A 20,975-nucleotide genomic window follows, 5' to 3' on the forward strand; every position below is an offset into this window, starting at 1 on the left:
TTACTAAATGGCAGGAACAAGATTAATATCTTCAAGCCCTTTCTGGTGAGTAATGATGTCTCGTGCTCGATTGATCCGAGAGCGAACAGTTCCGATTGGAATGGCTTGAATATCTGCAATTTGCTGATAACTTAAGCCATGCATTTCTCTATAAACAAAGGTTTCTCTTAAGTCTTTGGATAACTGACTGATGCCTTCCTCTAACTTTTCTGTGAGTTGTTGATCCAATAAGTGTTCTTCTGGCGAATAACTTGGATTTGTCAGGTTCAGAGGCGAGTCTTCATTATATGAATCCTGTAGAAACTCTTTGTCAGAAGAAGAGGGTTCAAACGCCTTCTTCTTAATAATTTCACGTTTGACCGCTGAGATTGCTGTGTTCTGAGCGATTCGATAGAGCCAGCTATAGAACTGAGCATCACCTCGGAAATTCTTCAGAGCTTTATAAACGCTTAACCAGGTCTCCTGGAGTATGTCGTCCACATCGTCTCGGTGAAAGATGATCCGAGATACCATGTTTCTCAATTTACGTTCATATTTATGAACTAAGTGATTAAACACTTCGGTCTTACCCGATTGAAATTGCTGAACCCAGATTTGATCTTGAGTCAGTGTTTTTTCATGACTGGCTTCGTTGGCCGCTTTCGCCGTTTTTAGCATCTGATCCAGCTGAAATGCATATTGAACACTCGACAAGTTCTCTGGGAGCTGACTCTTTTGGCAGTCGTTAAGATTGTTCAAGCTACCTGAGCATGGTTGTTCGACAGTGCTGCTGATCATCTTTCTCTCCTAATGTTATCTGCTAAACGGCGGTTTTGGGGTTTAAATTCCTTTAAGCGGTCTGGTCACGCATAAGGGTAAAAAGCCGAGTAAAATAGTTGGTGTACAGATCTGTACATTTGTGACTAGGTTAAGTGTACAGATCTGTTCAGTCAAGACGTTTTTAATTTAAAAATTCGATCACATAAAACGAACTTTGTGATGATTGTGGTAACCTATGCATTAATAACTTCGTTTTTTCTCATACGCTTTTTACGCGTTTGTGTGAGTAAGTGAACCTAACAAATGACCTCAACTAAAAAAGAATTGCTGCTTGAAACAGCCTTAAATCTCTTCAATGAGCATGGCTTTCATAACACTGGAATAGACATGGTTCAGTCCGTTTCTGGTGTCTCCAAAACAACAATGTATAAATATTTCAAGTCTAAGGATGAGTTGATTCTTGAAGTTTTACGCATGCGCCATGATCGATTTTCAGAATGGATGGATGACCGAGTCGCTGAGTTTTCCAAGTCCTATCCCGATAAGCCATGTGGCAAGTTAAGAGCCATGTTCGACGCCCTGAATGAATGGATTCAAAGAGATTCATTCTGTGGTTGTAATTTCATCAATGCCTGTGCTGAATTTACCTGTTGTAATCATCCGATACATAAATTGGCAACTGAACATAAGTTGTCGACTCAAAGCTATATCGAAAATTTATTGAATGAAGCCAATATTCCGCAGAGCAAAGAACTTTCTGTCCAAATCGCCTTACTGATGGACGGAGCCATTGTTTATGCGCACACCGTTGGTCAGAAAGAGGCCGCAGCAATTGCCAAGGACATGATGGTGGTTTTGCTTGAGGCCGTTGCCTGTAAATAATCTTACTCAATACTAATTAGTTTATTTAGGCTTTGCATTTCTGCTGCATACGATGTTTTATAGAAGAAAGTGAAAGACAGGGAGTCTTTTATGCATCGTATGTATTGTAAGCATCATAGTTACCGTTTCGTATCTGTTCGAATCTTTCTTTGTGTGATCGCTTTACTTTGCCTAAGTCAGACTTTTTCTGCTTCGGCGGAAGAGCAGAAGCCCAGGCTGACTTACTTTGTTATTACCCAGCAGGCTCGACCTTTTCAGATGGATGGTGAGCCCTCAGACGGGCAGGGTGTGGTCTCTGACCTCGTCGCTGAAGTACTTTCCAAAGCAGACATTGTTTGGAAAGTTGAGGCTTTGCCATTTCGTCGAATGATCCGAAAGATGGAACAAACTCGTGACGGTCAATGGATTGCTTTAGGCTCTCCGGCATGGTCGGGTATTCAATCGGAGCGTCTTTCTGCCACTCCGGTGTCTTATGCTCATCATGTCGCTTTAGTTTCAAAAAGTGTTGAAGACGCTTCCTTTGATATCTTCCAACTCTCCCAATTTAAGAGTAAAAACGCTGTTCTATTGTTTGGCTTTGATTACCCTGGTTTAGATCGTTTTCTTAATCAGCACCAAATGACCACCCAATATGCTAAGAGTTACGATTCTGCTTTTAGGTTAGTCAGACGGGATCACCAACATTCGATTTTTATCGAAATGGAAAGCAGAATCGATTACAACCTTAAGCAATTGAATACGCCTAAAACACAGTTTTATCGAATCGATATGTCCAGCGTGATACCTGATTATTCAATTCATCTAGCCTATTCGCCAGGGCTTGATGAAGACATTGTTGCATTGCTGGATGCCGAGATTTTGCGTCTAAAAGCTTCCGGTCAATTACGAAACATCATTGCTCGCTACCAGTAGTATCATCCTATAGGTTGACCCACCAGTGAGTGGTCTTTTCATTGCCTTTGATGGTTAAAGGTGCGCCCATCTCAGGTGTTAATAACTCAACCTGATGGTTTTCTGCCAGTTTCGTAATTTGTTCAAATGGATCCTTCCAGGAATGCAGTGCCAGATTAAAAGTGCCGTTATGAATAGGCATCATTCGTTGTCCTTTGAGATCCAAATGCGCTTGCAGACTTTGTTCAGGCAGCATATGAATTGCAGCCCAGTTCGGGTTGTAGGCGCCAGTTTCAATTAAGGTTAAATCAAAAGGGCCGTATTTTTCACCAATGTCTTTGAAGCCTTTGAAATATCCCGTGTCACCAGAGAAGAACACTCGGCTGTCGGGGCTTTTAATGACGTAGGATGACCAGAGCGTCTTATCTTTGTCATTTATACCTCGACCTGAAAAATGCTGAGAGGGCGTACTAACGAGGGTGATCTCATTGATATGGAACTCCTGCCACCAATCCATTTCTGTGACTTTATGGTCATCAACGCCCCAAGCAATCAGATCGTTTCGATTGCCGAGTGGTACGATGAAATGCTTTACCTTGTCACTGAGCTTCTGAATGCTGTGTTTATCAAGATGATCGTAATGGTTGTGAGAAATCACAACTGCGTCTATCAAGGGTAAGGCTTCGATGGTGATAGGTGGTTGGTGGAAACGTTTTGGCCCAATAAATTGGAAGGGGGATGCCCGTTCAGAAAATACCGGATCCAGGAGAATCAATTTTCCTGACATCTTTATGAGCAAGGTAGAGTGACCAATCCGCCAGATGCTGTCATCGGCTGTGGACAATATGTTTTCGGTCAAGAGCGGCTGTACCGGGATGTTTCCTTTGGGTTCTGTCTCGATGTTTCTGTGTTTAAACACTTCTTTGGCGTAGTTAAGGATGGAGCTCCATTCAAACTTAACTGTCGTATTCGATTCATTATGAAATTTACCGTCTCGATAGAAACTGTTTTGAGATTCACTTTCGAGTGCTGTCGGGGCTTTTGCATCTAGAGAACTAACGGACATGACGGATACTCCCATAAGAAGAATTGTGCTGATGAACAGTGTAAATCGTCGTTTTCTTTTAGGCATAATTTGATCATTTATTGAATAAACTACACTGTGTAGTGTAATTGTGTTTTTTGAAAAGTAAACTAATAAGTGTAAAATTATGGATTAATGGTTAAATAGATAAGGCACAAAAGTTGATGTTTGATCAAGGCGTTGATCCCCAAAGAAAGCTCTCTGTTTCAGAGAAAAAGCGGTTCGCAATTTTAGAAGCCGCAACAGAAACCTTTGTTGAGCAGGGCTTTCTTGCGACAAGTATGGATGCTGTGGCTGCCAAAGCTGGGGTCTCGAAGCGTACTGTTTATAACCACTTTCCCAGCAAAGAAGAGTTATTTTCTGCGATCATTCTTCAATTGCTAACTTACACTCAAGAGATCATGCAGCAACGTTTTGATCCTCATCGATCTATTCGAGAGCAGCTCATTCAAATCGCACAGCTTAAAACGAAATTGTTCACTAATGAGGATACGTTACCGCTGACTCGTTTAATCTTATCTGAAACCATCCGTGATCCGGAAAAAATGCTTAAGGTATTGTCTGAACTCGAAAAAACAGAAGCAGGATTTCTTGAGTTTCTTGAGCAGGCCAATGATGCTGGTCAGCTAAAAATCACCAACGCATCACGCGCTGCCAACCAGTTCTTTAGTCTGATAAAAGGGGAGCTGTTCTGGCCAATGATCATCAAAGGCCAAGGACTTCCTGATGACGAAACATGTCAGCAAGTTATTGAACAAGCAGCAGATATTTTTCTTTCCTATTATGGGGGGGAGTGAAACACACCTGTTTCAAGGTTTTCTTGATACGTTAAATACTTTCTCCATGCGTTAAAGAATCTATACTCACTGAATCATCCAGGGAATAAGGAGGATTCTTGTGTTAAACGTTTATCTCTCAGGTCTTCAGGGATTTATCGTCGAGTGTTTCGGCCAGAGGGTATGGGATGAGGTCGTTCCAGAAGACCTAAATAGTAGATTTCAATATGCTAAGCCAGAAGGCTGCCTGACAGGTGAGTTATTGGCGATATTCAGCCTGCTGGCGGATTATGTTGGACAACCTTCCACTGAGCTTATTAAAGAGTTTGGCTGTTATTTATTTCCCCAATTGCTCGACTTTATGCCAGAAGCGCGACAAGACGATATGAGCTTCAGAAGTTTCATGATCAGTGTCGGTCGTGTGATTCATAAAGATGTACAACGTCTCTATCCAGAAGTACAGGTTCCAAAAATTGACTTCATTCAACAGGCGAATCAGCTCACTATGTTTTATCGTTCAGAGCGTAAGCTGTGTTATCTGGCTGAAGGGTTAATTGAGGGAGCGGCGGATTTTTTCCATGCAGAGATAGAGTTAAGCCATCCCATTTGTATGCACCATGGCGCCGCTTATTGTGAAATCGTGATTTTGATTCATTAGATTGATTCACTGGTTTGATGCTATAACACGATTCAATGAATTTGGTATTCGATCTCTGAACTCTTAAGAGATGCTTCAAACCATTGGTATTTTTGAGTGAGGCCCCATTTTTCATAGAGCTCAGCAAGTCTTCCTGATTTATACAGCTCCAGCATTTGTTGTTCATAGATACGAATGAATTTGATTGAACGATGATTCTTTGCGAAGGCCAAATACAGCTTTTTTCCTGGTAAAACGGGTGTGAATTCGTAATTGCTGATGTCGATCTCTTCTCGAGTCGCAGTAAGCTTTAAGCTCTGTTCATAATCAAGCAAGAGATCAATTCGTTCAGCTTTGAGTAACTTAATTCCCTGTAGAATATTATTTAGCTCTATGTAATTAACCGAGGTGTTCAGTCGTTTCGCAAAATCATACCCTCGAATCCACCCGACTTGTTTATCATCAATAAACAAAGAATCTCCATCTTTAAGAACCGGTTTAAACAGCGCAACTACAGGATCTTCAACTGCAAAGTGAAGCTCTGGGTATAAATAGTGACTTTTCTCGAGGTAATACTCTCCTACAATTGCATCTCTTTTATTTTGAAGTACTAGAGCTGTGGCTCGTTTCCAGGGAACGGTTTTTAGGCTCAACTCAAAGTCTTGTCCCTTATAGACGGCTCGCAGAATATCCCAGTAGAGGCCGCTACCATCCTTATTGGTGTAGTTTTGCCATTCTTCACAGACAATCTCAAGACGTGTTGGCACTTCATCTGTGATTACCAGAGCAGGAGAGATTATGAAGATTAGAAAGAGAGAAATTCGTTGCATTTCACGACTATCAGACGGTTGTAATGTATTTGAGCTTAGCAGACTCATCTATTGAATGAGGGAAGGTAGTAATAAATGCCAACCTTTCTGAGACGGCTGGGTAAAGGGATAGCCAACGTAATTTAAAGAGTACCACTGATGAGAATCTTGTCTTTATCCTAATGTTAAGTAAATTGATCATTTGATTGATTTACTCAATATTATCGTGCAGAGTCTTTGGTGTCCGTTTACTTTCATTGGAGGAGTAGTATGACACTGACTCAACATTGGAAAGAAATTGTAAATCTAGTAACCCAAGGCCAGCGTTCAAGCATGCATTGCGCTATCGCTTCTGTAGGTGATGATGGTGTTCCGAACATCACACCAGTAGGCACCGTATTTCTTAGAGATGATCACACCGCTTACTTTTTCGATTCTTATACCTCTCAATTTGCGAAGAACGTAAAGTCCAACCCAAATGTTTGCCTAATGGCTGTGAATACAAAGCGGTCCTTTTGGTTCTCTTCGTTCTTAAAAGGTAAATTCTCCTCTGCGCCAGGTGTTCGCCTGTACGGTACGGTTGGAGAATTGCGTGAGGCTACGGAAGAAGAGAAATCTGCCGTCCATCAACGTATTAAACCGTTGAGTTGGACGAAAGGCAGTAAGCTGTTATGGTCCGACTTTACCCAAGTTCGGGATATTTCTCTGACTGACTTCAGACCTGTTCAATATCCAAAAATGATGGAGCATCTCTGGAATTAAATGTTCAGTTAGTTTTTGCAAGAGCAGGGATAAGAGATCAATCCTTTGCTCTTGTCTATTACTTGTTCCTCTATCCCCCCAATTACAACTATCGGCTATAGTAGACTAATGAGTCTCTGAAGTTGTAGTGATGTCCTTTACCCGATTTATTTGTTTCTTGCGTTTCTTATGTGGCTTTGGTTTGCTGATGTGCAGTAGTCTTGTCTGTGCCAAAGATACATTGAAATGGCTAGAGATGGATGCTCCTCCTTACCATATCCAAGCGGGAAAATTACACAACCAAGGGATTGTCGATCAGGTTTCTCAGCTCATTCAGCAACACATGCCGAACTATTTGCACAGTGAAAGAGTTATGAACTTACCACGTGTAAAAGAGGTGATGCGAATAGGTCAGGAAGTTTGTCACGCCTCTTTGTACAAAACTCCTAAACGTGAAGCTGTTGCGTATTTTTCACAAGTCCCGTCCACGATGTTCCCACCTGTTGGCTTGACCATTAAAGAGGAGAGTTTTGAGCTATTTGATGAAAACCCGATGGTGTCATTTTCAGAGGTTTTGATTCGGCAGGATTTAATGGGAGGAATATCGAAAGGTCGCTCTTATGGTAAGTCGTTGGATAAGATCTTAAAGCAGTATGAGCGAACGGCACGTTTGGAACGTCGTTCTGGTGACGACATTTATCAAGGGCTCTTCAATATGTTGCTTTATGGTCGGGTGGATTATATTTTGGGGTCGCCGTTGGAATCGGGTTTCGCTCAACGTAATCTGGCTGCGGAAAATAAAGTTTTCAACATTATGCTGAAAGAACGAAATAGCTATGACTTTGGTTTTGTAGCATGCTCCAAAACTCCATGGGGCAAACGCATTATTGAAGAAATCAATGCAGTCTTGATTAAAATACGACCGACACCACAATACAAATCTTACTTTACCAAGTGGCTGGATGACTTGAGTAAAGGCTCTTTTGAAAAAGCCTACAATGAACAGTTCCTTGTTTATGGAATAAATAAGGCGTCATAACCATTTTGATTACGGTCAGTATTGGCTATATTAGTGCCTTCTGCCGCTTCAGATTCGGCTTTAGTAAAAGGATGTACACCATGCTGTATCAACGAAGCCCTGTTACTGCAGGCATTTTAAGTCTTATCTATCCCGGTTTAGGACATCTTTATGTTGGCCGTTTTGAGCAAGCCGTCATCATTCAAGCCATTATCTATGGCCTTATCATATTACTTGGAAAGCTTGGTCTACTATCAACCGCGTTTGGTGCTTATGCCCTTATGGCATGGTCTGCTCTATTGTATATTGGGGTTGCATGGCATTCGGTTCGTTTGGCCAAACAATGCGACCAATCCTACGCTCCGAAAGTGTATAACGCATGGTGGGGATATATTGGCTTTGTATTAGTATGGCAGCTTGGTTTTAATTATTTGGCCTATACCAACAACAATCTTTTGGGGGTGGGTGCGACGGTAGCAAAGACTGAGTCTATGACGCCCTCGGTGAGGCGAGGCGAATTCCTTTTGATTGATACCAGAGACAAGCAGCTGGAGAGTGGAGATGTGATTGCTTTTTATGAATCGGCAGAGGCTCTTTTTCCTTTGGTTAGCCGAGTTGCAGCAGTAGGTGGAGATCGGATCTCGATCATCTATGGTAAGGTCTATTTAAATGGTCAGCTTGCCGATGCGCTTTCAGTGCCGGAAGCTCTTCGACAAATGCCATATTCCTTGAGTATGGAGGAACGTATTGTTCCACAAGGTCAATTCTTTGTGCTCGGGGATTTTCGTGATCAAAGCCAGGACAGCCGCTTCTTTGGCTCGGTACCTATGAGTAATCTGGCTGGCCGCGTCACGGATATTGTTATGTCTTCGCAGATGAGTCGATTAGGGCAGAGCGTTCAGTAAGTGTTTTAGTCTGAATAATGAAGTAATAACTATATATAGTAATAAAGGCCTGAAACTTCAGGCCTTTTTCTTTTGTAGTTTTTACTGTCTATAAAGCTCATGCCTTGGTGATGCTGACGCCATAGTCTTTTCCATAGTTTTCAACCACAAAATCGATGTCCTTATCGCCTCGTCCAGAAAGATTCACCAGGATGGTTTGGCCTTGGTGATCTTTAGCCAGTTTCAGTGCGTAAGCAACGGCATGGGCTGATTCAATGGCCGGAATAATGCCTTAGTGACGAGATAACGCAAAAAACGCATCAATGGCTTCTTGATCATCAATCACGTCGTAATGAACGCGTCCGGTGTCTTTCAAATAGCTGTGCTGAGGCCCAACCGATGGGTAATCAAGACCGCTGGCTACTGAGTAGACTTCCTGCGGCTCGCCTGCCTGGTCTTTCAGCATGTAAGACTTGAAACCGTGCATGATGCCAGGTTCGCCTTTTGACATGGTGGCAGCGTGTTCGCCATCCACATTTAAGTCTCGACCGGCTGGCTCGACGCCCCATAATTCAACGTCCAAATCTTCCAGAAAGGCGGAAAACATCCCCATCGCATTGGAACCACCGCCGACGCAGGCCACAACGTTTTGTGGTAGGTTGCCGGTTTGATCCTGGAATTGCTTACGTGCTTCATTGCCGATGATGGATTGGAAATCCCGAACCATCATCGGGAAGGGGTGAGGCCCCACCACCGAACCGATGGCATAAAGCTGAGTTACCGGGTCCTCCAGGTAGGCTTCGAAGGCTGCATCAACGGCTTCCTTCAAGGTTTTACGGCCGTGTGTAGCCGGAATAACATTGGCACCTAGGATTGCCATACGCACCACGTTCGGGTGTTCTTTTTGAATGTCCACTTCACCCATATAAATGTCACATTCCAGGCCAACCAATGCGGCTGCCGTTGCTAGGGCAACTCCATGTTGACCGGCGCCGGTTTCGGCAATGATTTTCTTCTTGCCCATTTTCTTGGCAAGTAAAGCTTCGCCCAAACAGTGATTAATTTTATGGGCTCCGGTATGGTTGAGATCTTCGCGCTTCAGATATATATCAGCACCAAATTCTCGGCTGAGGTTTTTAGCATGAAAGACTGGGCTAGGGCGGCCAACATAGTGTTGATAGAGCTCCGTCAGTTCCTCTCTGAACGCCGGGTCTTCACGGATCTCAAGATAGGCCTGAGTGATCTCATCCATAACGGCTTGCAGTTGTTCGGGAATAAAACTTCCGCCATATTCACCAAAGTAACCTTCCGCATTGGGTAAGCTGTGCTTAAAGGTATTCGTTATTCTATCGCTCACATCTTCCTCCGGCGCTTTTCATATCCCGAAAAGTATAAATAGCTTCGCTCAAGACAACTTGTTTGAAATCAAGAATCTTAGGATCCGGGGACATCTCCGAATAGGCTTTGATCTTCAAAACATGACATCTTGATCAATAATTGATTTTTTATGATTATAACAATACCTTAAAGTTGAGTTTGTTGTCAGTTGCATCTTGTAACTGAACACGGGAACTTCTATGGATATTGCCCGTTTGCCAAGCTTGATTAGCCTTTAAGAGAGCTTGCTATAGTTAATGGCGATCTGACCTTTTGGGTAAACAGAGTCATAAAGAGTTATGAAAAGCATTCCAATGAGAGGATCTATGCAGAGTTCTCGACGTATTATTTTGCTACTAGGGGTTGTTTGTTTTTGTTTCTTCGGTGCTTCTCGTCTGTATGCCGAACCGAAACAAATCATCTTTTACGATGAGTACCCGCCGTTTTCATTCCAAAAAAACGGTGAGGCGCAAGGATTATGGGTTGATTTGATCGAAGCGATATTGACTGATATGCAAGTGCCGTATGAGCTTCAAATTTATCCCTTTAAGCGGGCCTTACATTCTGCAAAAAACGGCGATGGTGTGGTTGTTGGTGTTGTTAAAAATGAGCAACGCACCACTTTTCTGGATTACTCTGAGCCTTTTTATGTTGAAAAAAATCTTCTTTGGATGCGCAAAGGGCATGCATTCAAGTTTACCAATGTTGAAGATCTAAAAGGTTATTCTCTTGGTATCAAGCTCGGTTGGAGTTATGGCGACGAGTTTGATCATGCGAAAGAAGCAGAATTATTTTCTATAATAGATGGCGATACCAAACAACTGTATGCGCTTTTGGATGCCAAACGTTTGGATGCCGTGGTGGATAATGACTTAGCTGCACAACGTTTAATCCCTAAGCTGAACTTATCACACGAATTAGAAAGCTTGTCGGAGCCTTTGCTGTTGGCCAACATTTATTTGGCGACTCAAAAGGGTCGTGATCCAGAGTTTCTGGCTGCTTTTAATCGAAGTCTGAAAAAATTGAAAAGCAGCAATCGTCTAGCGGAAATACAGGCCCGGTTTCGCGAAACGATGAATTAGGCCCCTTAATGTTGTTTCCTACTTAATGTTGCTTTCTAAAGGTTCCCGGGTTCACATCCGTCCATCGCTTAAATGCTTTGTAAAAGGCACTGTTATCTGTAAAACCAAGCAAGTCGGTGATTTCATACAAAGGCACGGTGGTTTCTGAAAGATAGTGACGTGCTAAACGCTCCCGAACATCATCTAGAATTTTCTGGAAATTAGTGCCCTCATCAGAGAGCCGACGTTGCAGGCTTTTTTCGCTCATGTTTAGCGTTTTAGCAATTAAAGGTCGATGGAACGACTGGCTGTTGAGTCGCTGTTCGATCAGCAGCGCAACTTGCTGGCGAGTGCTGTTTTGCTGTTTGAGGGCGTTCAAGCGTTGTTGAGCGTGAATCTCATGCATCTGACAAAGTTCTTCATCGGCTTCTAACAAGGGTAATGTCAGGATTTCTTGATGCATCAAGATACCATCGAAGCTCTGATTGTAATTCGGTGTAACCTTAAACACCCTTTGATACTCTTCGTCACTTTGCGGTGCAGGGCGATTCAAAGAGACCTCACAGGGGCTGATTTCTTTACCTGTCGTCCAACGGGCAAATGCCAGCAATGCAGCGAAGACCGCATCAATTTGATGGTAATAAAAAGGCAAGGTATCCGGTTTTTGGTGATAGACCAGCCAGACGCCTTTTTTGCTGGGTAATTTCTGAAAAATACCGCCATCACTTATCAGCCGTTGATACTGATTCAATCGGTCTAAGGCATCGTTGAGCGTAGCGGAGTTCATTAGCGTATAGCCCACGATGTGAAAGGTTCCTGGGCGTACTTGTTCTCCGAAGTGCAGCCCAAAGAAAGGGTCGTTGGCGTTCTTGATACATGCGCCCCAAAGTCGAACGGTTTGATCCATCGAAAGTCGTCTGTTACCAGAGAATTCATCGGGATTCAGTTCGGCGTTTTTTAGAATCTGAACCTGTTTTTCCTGAGATTCACTGGTGAACTCCAAAATACTTTTTGCCCAGTTCAAAGATACTGTGATGTCGCCAGGTGTCATGAGTGTAGCCTCTTTATTTTTATCCTGCTGTGTCCCATGTGTGTAGTAGGTGTCTTCTTAGGACAATATGTCCGACCTCGTTGATCAATGAGCATACCAAGCTGCCGAACTAATCTACTGAACTGAATCAATAAAACACGTCTATACGAGGTGAAAAAATGACCAGTAACTATTGCTGTGATTCGGTGATTATTGGCGGTGGCGTGGCGGGAATTACGGCCGCGATTGAATTGCTGGATGCCAATAAACAGGTGATGTTGTTAGATCGGGATACGGAAGCTAATTTCGGTGGTTTGGCTAAGGAATCTTTTGGCGGCATGTTCATGGTGAATACACCGGAGCAACGATGGACTGGCATTAAAGATTCACCCGAGTTGGCACTACAAGATTGGTTGCATTTCGCTGAGTTTGATGACGATGATTACTGGCCGCGCGCGTGGGCGGAGTGCTATGTCAACGAGTCGCTGGAGATGATTTACCATTGGCTGAAAGCTAGAGGAGTATCCTTCTTCCCGGTCGTCCATTGGGTGGAACGTGGTTTGTATTCACCGGGCAATTCGGTACCGCGTTTTCATATGGTTTGGGGCACCGGCTATGGATTAATTACTGCCTTGATTGATCACCTCAATGCTCATCCCAAGCGTCATAATTTGCGCTGTTTGTTCAATCATCGAGTGGATGATGTGTTGATGAAGGGCGATCGTGTGGTTGGGTGCTGTGGCGTAGATGAGAACTCTCAAGACGCCTTTACGATCACTGCGGGTAACACGCTGGTCGCAACCGGTGGCATCAATGGCAGTCTGCAAAAGGTACGGGAACACTGGGATCCAGAGTGGCAATCAGCGCCGGATACTATTCTTAATGGCTCTCATCATTTTTCCGATGGATTGGTACATGATGCCGTATCTTCTCATGGTGCTCACATTACTCATCTGGATCGGCAGTGGAATTACGCAGCGGGCGTTCATCACCCCAGACCGAAACGTGAAAACCACGGTTTAAGTCTTGTGCCTTGTCCGTCGGCCTTATGGGTGAATGCGTTAGGTAAGCGAATCGGCCCGGAGCCTATGGTGACGGGCTTTGATACCCGGCGTTTAGTCACCCAAGTGTGTCAGCAGCCTGGCCAATTCAGTTGGCAAATCCTCAACTGGAAAATAGCGATCAAAGAGCTGGCGGTTTCTGGTTCGGAATTTAACGAATCCATTAAAAACAAAGATTTGATGGCGTTCCTGAAAATGGCCTTGGTTGGTAATAAGAGTTTGGTGGAAGACCTGACCCAGAGTTGCTCTGATTTTATTGTGGCCGACTCTTTGAACGAATTGGTTGAGAAGATCAATGATCAAAATCAGGGCTTCAAGATGAATCGGAGCACCCTTCAAGATGAAATTATTTCGTATGATTCAATGATTAGTCGTGGAAAAACCTATCGCAATGACGACCAATTGAGACGCATAGAGCAGTTAAGGCACTACCGGGGCAATCGTCTTCGCACCTGTAAATATCAAAAGATTCTCGATCCTGAGGCAGGGCCTTTGATTGCCATTCGTGAATTTATTCTCAGTCGAAAAAGTCTCGGCGGCTTACAGACCAACTTGAAAAGCCAAGTGCTCAACACCCAAGGTGATGTGATTCCAGGATTATACGCTGCGGGTGAAGCCTCTGGTTTCGGTGGTGGCGGTATTCATGGCAAGCGAACACTGGAAGGCACCTTTCTTGGTGGATGTATTTTAACGGCCAGGAAATCAGCGCAAGCGATGATTTATTCATAAAAGAACGGTCATTCATAAGATTAAGAATTCATCAAAAGGCTTTGAGACAAGCGTTAAGACATAAGCAAGAGGATCGAAACGATGAAAAGAACAGGTGCGTGGTTGGCGCGTTATGCCATGGAACAGATTGGAGTGAAGCATACTTTTGGTATCCCCGGTGTGCATAACACAGAGCTCTACGATGAACTCAATAGCTCAGAACTGATTGAACCGATTTTGGTCAGTCACGAAGGCGGTGGTGCTTTTATGGCGGATGCGGTTAGTCGCGTGTCGGATTCTATTGGAACTCTGGTAATCGTACCGGCGGCCGGTGTGGCGTATGCGGCGGCGGGTATTGGCGAGGCCTTTCTTGATGGTATTCCCATGTTGGTCATCTGTGGCGGCGTCAGAACCGACTTGGAATACACGAACCAATTACATGAGATGGATCAGCACAGCTTTATTGGTGCGTTTTGTAAGAAAACCTATTTGATTGAGAAACATCAGGACATCATTCCTACCTTTTATGAGGCTTATGAGGTGGCGACTCAGGGTGAGCCAGGGCCAGTCTTTATTGAACTTCCGGTGAATCTTCAATTGTTTACTGGATATGTGGACTCGGTGGCTCCCTATCAACCTAAAGCGTCCTTGTCGTCCTTGGATCAACATTCGTTAGATCATCATACTTTAGGTCGAGACTCGTTAGATCAAAAAGAGTTGGATCGAGCTGTAGCACTCATCGAATCGTCGGATCACCCCTGTATTTTTGCCGGCTGGGGGGCGATTAATGCCAGTGAAGAGCTCATCGAATTGGCGGAATCGCTCAATGCTCCGATCGCAACCACCTTACAAGGGTTAAGCGTGGTGCCGCATGATCATCCGCTGCATGCCGGGTTTGGCTTTGGCCCAGCAGCTGTACCAGCGGCTCAACGTGCTTTTGAATATTGTGATTGCTTGATTTCGGTTGGTACCAAATTTTCTGAAATTGCGACCGGAAGTTTTGGTATTAATCCGCCGGAAAAACTCATTCATATCGACATTAACCCCGAATCCATTGGACGTAATTTCAAACCGCAAGTGGGGGTAGTGGCGGATGCAAAAGACGCTTTGAATAAACTTAATAAACTGGTTCGCAGGAAGCCCATTTCCAAGGTGGCTTCTTTGATTCATGACCAGAAGCAAGGTTATTTAAAAGAATGGCTCGCGCATGATTCACACGACAAGGTGAATCCGGCGATTTTCTTTCAGAGTTTACGACAGCAATTACCAAGGGATGCAATCACAGTCGTGGACGATGGTAATCATACCTATCTCACGGCGGAGTTAATGCCCATTTATGGGCCGAAGCGTTTTATTTCACCCACCGACTTTAACTGCATGGGCTACAGTGTGCCTGCGGCCATTGGAGCAAAGTTAAGTCAGCCTGACAAAGAGGTGGTGACCATTGTGGGAGATGGGTGTTTTACCATGACGTGTATGGAAATCTCTACCGCAACGGCGTTGGGGCTAGGCATTGTGTATTTCGTATTTAACGATGGTGAGTTGTCTCAGATCGCCCAAGCGCAAGAGATTCCTTATAACCGTAAACCCTGTACTGGGCTGAATCGAGTGAACTTTGAAGGTGTAGCCATGGCGGTGGGGGCGAAATATATCCATCTGGAACAGCACAGTGTAGTAGATGCGGCGATATCTCAAGCATTGACTACAGCTCGAACAGGGCAACCTGTGATTGTTGATGTTCGAGTGGATTATTCGAAGAAAACGGCGTTCACTCAGGGCGCGGTTAAAACCAACTTTAGGCGCTTCGATCTTAAAACCAAAATAAGGATAGGCAGCCGAGCGATTAAACGAAAAGTGACCGGCTGAAACTAATGGACGTTAAGATGCATGAACGGATTCTACTGACACAAACTATGCATCCATTAGCTTCAAAGAAGCATCCAAGAGGGAAAGAGTTCTTGGATGCGTTTAACAAGGCTCTTATTAGCGTGAAAGAGTTCAGTGTATATCGGGATGTGCCGAATGAGTATGTATTTTACCCATGTGTTTGTTTTAAAGCAGAGCCAGCATGGTTTCAGCCTTACTGACTTCAAAGGTTTTAGGAGGCTCAATATTCAACTGAGTGACACATCCATCTTCCACCAACATGGAATAGCGTTGAGATCGTAGTCCTCCGAATGCGCCAGTGTCCATGTCCAAACCAATGGCTTTGGTAAAATCGCCAGCGCCGTCGGCCAGCATGGTGATTTCGTCGGCGTTATGCACTTTGCCCCATGCGTTCATCACAAATGCGTCGTTTACTGCCAGACAGATAATGTTGTCCACACCTTTGGCTTTGATCTTGTCCGCGAGAGTCACATAGCCGGGTAGGTGTTCTTCTGAGCAGGTTGGTGTAAACGCGCCTGGTACAGCAAACAGCACTACTTTCTTACCTGCAAATAAGTCTTCGGTGGTTGGACTTTGCATGCCTTCATCCGTGAGTAGTTGGAAGGTGCAGTTTGGTAAATTTTCTTCAAGTTGAATCATGGTGTGCGTCCTTTTCTAAGTTGAATCAAAGCTAAATTTTGAGCTATTTAAGCTTAGCTGACCTTCGTGTTGATATCTGCTATGGTTGCGCGGTTTTTCTACCGATTCATTTATGGACGTTTCTTTCTATGACCACGCCTTCAGTAATAGAGCACATCACACGACCACAGGACATGAGTCAGAGCCAACGACTGTTTCATGGTCGAGGCCATGCGTTTGAGGGATTAGAACATGTTTGTGTTGATTGGATTGCGCCAGCCATTCTTATCACTCTGTTTAAAGAACCTGAGATTGAGTGGCTGGATCAATTGGTTTCAGGGCTGAATGAGATGTTTCCTGAGCAAGAGTCCATTCAGGTGCAATATCGTTGTCGAAAAGGTGCGCCTTTCGAAGTGAAGTCGGGCCGTGAATTAACAGAATTAGTGGCTGTTGAAGATGGCTTGAAGTACCACATTGCATTAGGAAAAGCCCAGAACACCGGGTTGTTTCTCGATATGCTCAATGGTCGTCGCTGGTTAAGAGAGCAGAGTGCCGGTAAGAAAGTATTGAACTTGTTCTCGTATACCTGTGGCTTCTCAGTAGCCGCCATTGAAGGTGGTGCTGATTTGGTAGTGAACGTGGATATGTCCAAGGCCTCGCTGGCTACCGGCCGAGATAATCATCGCTTGAATAACCATGCGTTAGATAGGGTGGTGTTCCAAGGGGTTGATATTTTCAAATCATGGGGCCGTATCAAGAAGCCGGGGCCATACGATATTCTGGTGTCTGACCCACCAAGCTTTCAGAAAGGCAGTGTTAATATTCAACGGGATTATCACAAGATCATTCGCCGTATTCCTGAGCTGGTGGTCGCTGGTGGCTTGGTCATGTTGTGCTTAAATTCCCCGGATCTGGACGATGAGTTCTTACTGTCGCAGGTTGCAGAGCATTGTCCTGAATGTTCATTACTTCAAAAAATTGAAAATCCGGATATCTTTAAAGATGCACAGGCAGGCAAAGGCTTGAAAGTTTATGTTTTCAAGTTTGGCGAGTAGTACTCATCCATTGGTCGTAGAAAACTAAAGCATTGTCTGGTTCTTCCTGTATGCTCTTTGAAGATTCGTATACTCATAAATACATCAATGAAATAATCCCTGTGATTCGGCCAAAGCAATGAGTTTCAAGGACTGAAACTGTAAAAAGTGAGTGTTTAAAGAAAAGGGGGCTTTATGAAAACGCAATCATTTAGTACACAGATCTCAATCGTTGGGTTATTCGTTTGGTTGTCTTTGTTCTTTATAAACTCTGTTGTCTACGCTCAGGATGCTCGTGAACAGAATTACCTTGAACAAGCGGAATATCAAATGGCGAAATCGGAAGGGACGATTAGTGCGCTGAATCAATTCCTTCAGAAGTATCCATATTCTCGCTGGCGGGAAAAAGCTGAGTATGATCGTGATCGCTTGGCGTATATGAAAGCGGCTCAAAAAGGATCGTCTGCCGCTGTTCAGGAGTTTATGCGTTTGTATCCGAACAGTGCTTGGTTACCTAAGGCCCAGTTTATGCTGAATCGTTTAAAGAAAGATGAAGCCTCTAGAGGGGGTCGACAAACCAGCCCTGAAGGTAATACCCCGGCTAACGAAGGGATAACTCAAACCAGAACAGAAAAGCCCAGTCGCTATAAGAAACCCGAACCTAGGTCAGGGCAAGACAGTGTTACGCGCGCGTTGGCCATTTATGGTGATCGCCGTGCTGAAAAGCAAAAGCTCAAGGAAGAAGAATTAAAAGTTAAGCAGGAACAGGCAAATCATCAGCATGAATGTAATCGTATGAAAGACAGCATTCGCAGATTAGGTGAGCGCGTCAATTGGTATGATTTGGATGAGAAAGGCAACCGAAAGTTCATACCGGAAGATCAGGTTCAGCAAGCCAAGCAACGCTTGATTCAGCGATACAACCAACAGTGTGGCTAATCCTTTGAGCTGATTAGCTGTAGTCGTTCAGGTGAGTTGTGGTAGTTCAGGTTAATTGATTTTGGTCATCCTAGAGTCCATTGCCAGCCACTGCATGATGCGCTCTTTATTCATCGGCCGTGCGTAATAGAACCCTTGCCCAATATCACAGCCTAACTGTCTCACCAGCTGTTCCGTTTCTTTATCTTCAATGCCTTCTGCAACGGCGATCATATCGAGGTCATGAGCGATATTGATGGACGCTTTTACTATGGTCTCAGCGCTGTGCTTTTGAGCAATGTCGAGGATAAAAGATTTATCTACTTTCAGTTCATGAACCGATAATTTATGAATTTGAGCAAGCCCTGAAAAACCGGTCCCAAAGTCATCAATTGACAGACGAATGCCCATGGCTTTGAGATCATTAAGGGTCTGAAGTTCTCGTTGATCGTCGCTGATGATACTGGACTCAGTGATTTCCAACGTCAGTTGGCACGGTGGAATTTGATTTTTGTTGAGCGCTTCTGACACGGCTTCAACAAACTCAGGTTCATGCAGGTTCAGAACAGAAATGTTAATGGAGAAGCGCAGCCCTTTATGTACCTGATTGATGTCAGAAAATTCTTTCAGCGCTTTATTGATCACCCAAAGTGTGAGCGGTTTGATCAAGCCGTTATGCTCTGCAACAGAGACAAATTCTTCTGGGCTGACAGACCCTAATTGTGGGTTTTCCCAGCGTAATAGTGCCTCTAATCCGACACAGTGCTTATCGATGAGATTCAATTGCGGCTGATAGGCTAAGGTGAGTTGGTTTTGCTCTAATGCCGATTTCAGCTTTTCCGCCAAAGACAATCTCGCTTCGTTAAATAAGTCTTCTTTTTCGTTGTAGCTCTGGAATAGCGTTTTCTTCTGAAAGGCAAAGCTGCCTGCTAACTTGGCTTTTCGAATCAGTTCATCAAGCAACAATGCAGGGTCACTGTTCTTTTCAGTGGATGCCATGTCGGGCGAGAAGGAAATTCCCATGTGAATCTCTAGATTGAGATCAATGGCTTCAAAGGTAAAAGGTTGTGTCAGACGTTCTGAAATGTTTCGAACCAGAGTAATAACTTTCCGTTCATTATCGATACTGGCCAGAAATAAGAAGCTGGTTTGATCCATCGCTGCAAGTTTTATAGGGCCTTGATGCGCGTGTTCAAGCGTCACGATAGAAGGATAAGGCCGCAGCGTTGTATTAATGTGTTCCGCTAATTGCTGCCTTAATCGGGTGGCGTTATGTGCTCCCAGAGTTTTATCAAATTCTTTCAACTTATGAATCTTAATGAACACCACTGCGTGGCTGCCAAAGCCGTTGGTTGTGATTAACTCCCGATAGGTTTGATGAAAAAAAACATCATTCGGTAAGTTATTCTGAGAGTGGTGCAAGGCTCTGTGCTTTAGTTGTTGCTCTAATAAATGGGTGTCTTCTGAAAACTTTTGTTCTTGAATTTTAGTCATCACTTTTTGTTTGGCGTCTTGCTCAAAGCGAATGGTGATCAAAATTACCAGTAAGATAACTTCAATTAGGGCACCAATGTAAAAGAGACTTTCCAGTGCCTGGTTGTCTGGTAACAAGCCAAAGCGATTCAACAAATAGTAGGCGCTGGTCATCAGAAGCAAACTCATGGCGAGTAGGTAGTACTTGGCTATGCGTAACCCTTGTCGGCTGAAGTGATAGGCAAGGACAAAGAAACCGAAGGCAGAAATTAAACCCAATAGCTTGGTGACTATTAAGGCCAGTCGGTAATCGGAAAACATCATAATGATTGGCGCTGTACTCAGTATCAGCAGTGCATTAAGCGGGGTGTGATGTCGACCGGGATCTGAAAATAGCTGCTTAGTGAATAAGGCAAAGCAAGCCAGAGTCGCGCAGGAGAATAACACCAGGTTGAGATTCTGAATCGAGGGCATATTGGGGAACAGATACTGAAAAGCGTAGCCGGTAATGGATGCCTGAAGCAGCAGCCGAAACAAGATAAAGGCTGAGTAGCTGGCGAAAACCGCTTCTTTGGTTACCCAGAAAGCGTAACCACTGAAAAACATAATCAGCGTCAGTATGCCGTAATAAAACATCTGAGAGGCCATATCTCGCACGTGACTGTCGTGAAAATCCTCAGTCGTGGACAGTGTGACATTAAAAATAATAGGGGATGTGGTTTCTTGTCGGATTAATAACGTCGTTGTGCTGTTGGCCTCAAAATTCACTGAGAGCGACGGATTTGGATCTGGAATGCGCCGAATGCTAAAGGGCGCCCTGTCGCCGGTGGTGTAAGAGTCGAGAATCAACTCATCTTTAATTACATAAAAGCTGACAATGTCGGCCAGTGGCGAGGCGAGCCTGACCACTTGTGTTTTGTCCACATTGGTGGCGTTTTGGACTTTGACTTTGAACCAATAGACAGAAGCGCTGTGGCCAAAGTTGGGGGCTTTTTCTTCAGTGGTAATACCGCTGAGTTCAGGGTTATTAATAATGATGTCTGGAGAGAGTTGGTGTTCTGCGTCTTCATAAAAGGTGGCGTAAGGCGAAAGGTAGACCGACGAATCGCCAGCAATGGAGGCTTTAGGACTCTTATAACTTTCTTTATCACCGTCTTCTTGTGTATTACTGCTTAAAAATGGACTTACGAAGACTAAAAGTAATACCAAAAAAATGCTCGAATTATGCAACCACTTCAATGATCAATCCTTTTATTTTTCTTTTTATATGTATGCCATCGAGACCCTGAATAAAAGGTTATCGACCGCAGGACTCATTTGTTAAGCC

The 20,975-nt window shown here is 44.0% G+C and carries 18 protein-coding genes and 1 pseudogene; 12 read left to right on the forward strand and 7 right to left on the reverse strand.

Annotated elements, in window-relative coordinates:
• Positions 1–3: 3 nt before the first annotated feature.
• On the reverse strand, positions 4–777 hold the full coding sequence (locus ACFOEK_RS09155) for a sigma-70 family RNA polymerase sigma factor (protein ID WP_386719491.1): 774 nt from the start codon (positions 775–777) through the stop codon (positions 4–6).
• A gap of 285 nt (positions 778–1,062) precedes the next feature.
• On the opposite strand from ACFOEK_RS09155, the gene ACFOEK_RS09160 reads away from it, so the two are divergent.
• Together ACFOEK_RS09160 and ACFOEK_RS09165 are read left to right on the forward strand one after the other, a co-directional pair.
• Entirely contained in the window at positions 1,063–1,641 is a 579-nt protein-coding gene (locus ACFOEK_RS09160) for a TetR/AcrR family transcriptional regulator (RefSeq protein ID WP_386719494.1), read from the forward strand.
• A gap of 90 nt (positions 1,642–1,731) precedes the next feature.
• Positions 1,732–2,553, forward strand: coding sequence for a hypothetical protein (locus ACFOEK_RS09165; RefSeq protein ID WP_386719497.1), 822 nt, complete (start codon positions 1,732–1,734; stop codon positions 2,551–2,553).
• Between the two features lie 7 nt (positions 2,554–2,560).
• Here ACFOEK_RS09165 and ACFOEK_RS09170 read toward each other — a convergent pair whose 3' ends face one another.
• Positions 2,561–3,598, reverse strand: a complete 1,038-nt coding sequence (locus tag ACFOEK_RS09170; protein WP_386719499.1) for an MBL fold metallo-hydrolase — start codon at positions 3,596–3,598, stop codon at positions 2,561–2,563.
• Positions 3,599–3,780: 182 nt separating this feature from the next.
• Between ACFOEK_RS09170 and ACFOEK_RS09175 the strand changes: the two genes are divergently transcribed.
• Positions 3,781–4,413, forward strand: coding sequence for a TetR/AcrR family transcriptional regulator (locus ACFOEK_RS09175; protein WP_386719502.1), 633 nt, complete (start codon positions 3,781–3,783; stop codon positions 4,411–4,413).
• A gap of 100 nt (positions 4,414–4,513) precedes the next feature.
• Complete coding sequence (locus tag ACFOEK_RS09180; RefSeq protein WP_386719503.1) at positions 4,514–5,050, forward strand: heme NO-binding domain-containing protein; 537 nt, start codon at positions 4,514–4,516, stop codon at positions 5,048–5,050.
• Positions 5,051–5,082: 32 nt separating this feature from the next.
• On the opposite strand, the gene ACFOEK_RS09185 is transcribed toward ACFOEK_RS09180, so the two are convergent.
• A complete protein-coding gene (locus tag ACFOEK_RS09185) occupies positions 5,083–5,859 on the reverse strand; it encodes a substrate-binding periplasmic protein (RefSeq protein ID WP_386719506.1) in 777 nt (258 codons plus the stop codon).
• Between the two features lie 249 nt (positions 5,860–6,108).
• Here ACFOEK_RS09185 and ACFOEK_RS09190 point away from each other — a divergent pair, with 249 nt between their 5' ends.
• From ACFOEK_RS09190 to lepB, 3 genes are all read left to right on the forward strand, one after another.
• Positions 6,109–6,600, forward strand: a complete 492-nt coding sequence (locus tag ACFOEK_RS09190) for a pyridoxamine 5'-phosphate oxidase family protein (RefSeq protein ID WP_386719509.1) — start codon at positions 6,109–6,111, stop codon at positions 6,598–6,600.
• A 130-nt stretch (positions 6,601–6,730) separates the two neighbouring features.
• Positions 6,731–7,618, forward strand: coding sequence for a TIGR02285 family protein (locus ACFOEK_RS09195; RefSeq protein ID WP_386719512.1), 888 nt, complete (start codon positions 6,731–6,733; stop codon positions 7,616–7,618).
• 80 nt (positions 7,619–7,698) lie between these two features.
• Entirely contained in the window at positions 7,699–8,502 is an 804-nt protein-coding gene (gene lepB, locus ACFOEK_RS09200; protein ID WP_386719515.1) for a signal peptidase I, read from the forward strand.
• A gap of 97 nt (positions 8,503–8,599) precedes the next feature.
• Here lepB and trpB read toward each other — a convergent pair.
• Positions 8,600–9,826 (reverse strand): annotated as a pseudogene (trpB, locus tag ACFOEK_RS09205) (tryptophan synthase subunit beta).
• Between the two features lie 358 nt (positions 9,827–10,184).
• Between trpB and ACFOEK_RS09210 the strand changes: the two are divergent.
• On the forward strand, positions 10,185–10,940 hold the full coding sequence (locus tag ACFOEK_RS09210; protein ID WP_386719517.1) for a substrate-binding periplasmic protein: 756 nt from the start codon (positions 10,185–10,187) through the stop codon (positions 10,938–10,940).
• A gap of 22 nt (positions 10,941–10,962) precedes the next feature.
• Here ACFOEK_RS09210 and ACFOEK_RS09215 read toward each other — a convergent pair whose 3' ends face one another.
• A complete protein-coding gene (locus ACFOEK_RS09215) occupies positions 10,963–11,970 on the reverse strand; it encodes an AraC family transcriptional regulator (protein WP_386719520.1) in 1,008 nt (335 codons plus the stop codon).
• Positions 11,971–12,128: 158 nt separating this feature from the next.
• On the opposite strand from ACFOEK_RS09215, the gene ACFOEK_RS09220 reads away from it, so the two are divergent.
• Together ACFOEK_RS09220 and ACFOEK_RS09225 are read left to right on the forward strand one after the other, a co-directional pair.
• A complete protein-coding gene (locus tag ACFOEK_RS09220; RefSeq protein ID WP_386719523.1) occupies positions 12,129–13,739 on the forward strand; it encodes an FAD-binding dehydrogenase in 1,611 nt (536 codons plus the stop codon).
• A gap of 81 nt (positions 13,740–13,820) precedes the next feature.
• On the forward strand, positions 13,821–15,584 hold the full coding sequence (locus ACFOEK_RS09225) for a thiamine pyrophosphate-binding protein (protein WP_386719526.1): 1,764 nt from the start codon (positions 13,821–13,823) through the stop codon (positions 15,582–15,584).
• 186 nt (positions 15,585–15,770) lie between these two features.
• Here the strand turns inward: ACFOEK_RS09225 and ACFOEK_RS09230 are convergent, their stop codons facing one another.
• Positions 15,771–16,244, reverse strand: coding sequence for a peroxiredoxin (locus ACFOEK_RS09230; protein ID WP_386719528.1), 474 nt, complete (start codon positions 16,242–16,244; stop codon positions 15,771–15,773).
• Positions 16,245–16,372: 128 nt separating this feature from the next.
• Between ACFOEK_RS09230 and ACFOEK_RS09235 the strand changes: the two genes are divergently transcribed.
• Together ACFOEK_RS09235 and ACFOEK_RS09240 are read left to right on the forward strand one after the other, a co-directional pair.
• A complete protein-coding gene (locus tag ACFOEK_RS09235; protein WP_386719531.1) occupies positions 16,373–17,278 on the forward strand; it encodes a class I SAM-dependent methyltransferase in 906 nt (301 codons plus the stop codon).
• Positions 17,279–17,452: 174 nt separating this feature from the next.
• Complete coding sequence (locus ACFOEK_RS09240; RefSeq protein ID WP_386719534.1) at positions 17,453–18,196, forward strand: hypothetical protein; 744 nt, start codon at positions 17,453–17,455, stop codon at positions 18,194–18,196.
• A 51-nt stretch (positions 18,197–18,247) separates the two neighbouring features.
• Here the strand turns inward: ACFOEK_RS09240 and ACFOEK_RS09245 are convergent, their stop codons facing one another.
• Positions 18,248–20,887 (reverse strand): EAL domain-containing protein, encoded by a 2,640-nt coding sequence (locus ACFOEK_RS09245; RefSeq protein WP_386719537.1) that lies wholly within the window; start codon positions 20,885–20,887, stop codon positions 18,248–18,250.
• Positions 20,888–20,975 lie beyond the last annotated feature (88 nt).

The sequence above is a fragment of the Litoribrevibacter euphylliae genome, assembly GCF_042646085.1.
GTDB classification, from domain to species: Bacteria; Pseudomonadota; Gammaproteobacteria; order Pseudomonadales; family Litoribrevibacteraceae; genus Litoribrevibacter; species Litoribrevibacter euphylliae.

Bases quoted from the DNA above. Each gene is read 5' to 3' on its own strand.
- ACFOEK_RS09155 (WP_386719491.1), bottom strand. From the start codon at position 777: ATGATCAGCAGCACTGTCGAACAACCATGCTCAGGTAGCTTGAACAAT.
- ACFOEK_RS09160 (WP_386719494.1), top strand. From the start codon at position 1,063: ATGACCTCAACTAAAAAAGAATTGCTGCTTGAAACAGCCTTAAATCTC.
- ACFOEK_RS09165 (WP_386719497.1), top strand. From the start codon at position 1,732: ATGCATCGTATGTATTGTAAGCATCATAGTTACCGTTTCGTATCTGTT.
- ACFOEK_RS09170 (WP_386719499.1), bottom strand. From the start codon at position 3,598: ATGTCCGTTAGTTCTCTAGATGCAAAAGCCCCGACAGCACTCGAAAGT.
- ACFOEK_RS09175 (WP_386719502.1), top strand. From the start codon at position 3,781: ATGTTTGATCAAGGCGTTGATCCCCAAAGAAAGCTCTCTGTTTCAGAG.
- ACFOEK_RS09185 (WP_386719506.1), bottom strand. From the start codon at position 5,859: ATGCAACGAATTTCTCTCTTTCTAATCTTCATAATCTCTCCTGCTCTG.
- ACFOEK_RS09190 (WP_386719509.1), top strand. From the start codon at position 6,109: ATGACACTGACTCAACATTGGAAAGAAATTGTAAATCTAGTAACCCAA.
- ACFOEK_RS09195 (WP_386719512.1), top strand. From the start codon at position 6,731: ATGTCCTTTACCCGATTTATTTGTTTCTTGCGTTTCTTATGTGGCTTT.
- lepB (WP_386719515.1), top strand. From the start codon at position 7,699: ATGCTGTATCAACGAAGCCCTGTTACTGCAGGCATTTTAAGTCTTATC.
- ACFOEK_RS09210 (WP_386719517.1), top strand. From the start codon at position 10,185: ATGCAGAGTTCTCGACGTATTATTTTGCTACTAGGGGTTGTTTGTTTT.
- ACFOEK_RS09215 (WP_386719520.1), bottom strand. From the start codon at position 11,970: ATGACACCTGGCGACATCACAGTATCTTTGAACTGGGCAAAAAGTATT.
- ACFOEK_RS09220 (WP_386719523.1), top strand. From the start codon at position 12,129: ATGACCAGTAACTATTGCTGTGATTCGGTGATTATTGGCGGTGGCGTG.
- ACFOEK_RS09225 (WP_386719526.1), top strand. From the start codon at position 13,821: ATGAAAAGAACAGGTGCGTGGTTGGCGCGTTATGCCATGGAACAGATT.
- ACFOEK_RS09230 (WP_386719528.1), bottom strand. From the start codon at position 16,244: ATGATTCAACTTGAAGAAAATTTACCAAACTGCACCTTCCAACTACTC.
- ACFOEK_RS09235 (WP_386719531.1), top strand. From the start codon at position 16,373: ATGACCACGCCTTCAGTAATAGAGCACATCACACGACCACAGGACATG.
- ACFOEK_RS09240 (WP_386719534.1), top strand. From the start codon at position 17,453: ATGAAAACGCAATCATTTAGTACACAGATCTCAATCGTTGGGTTATTC.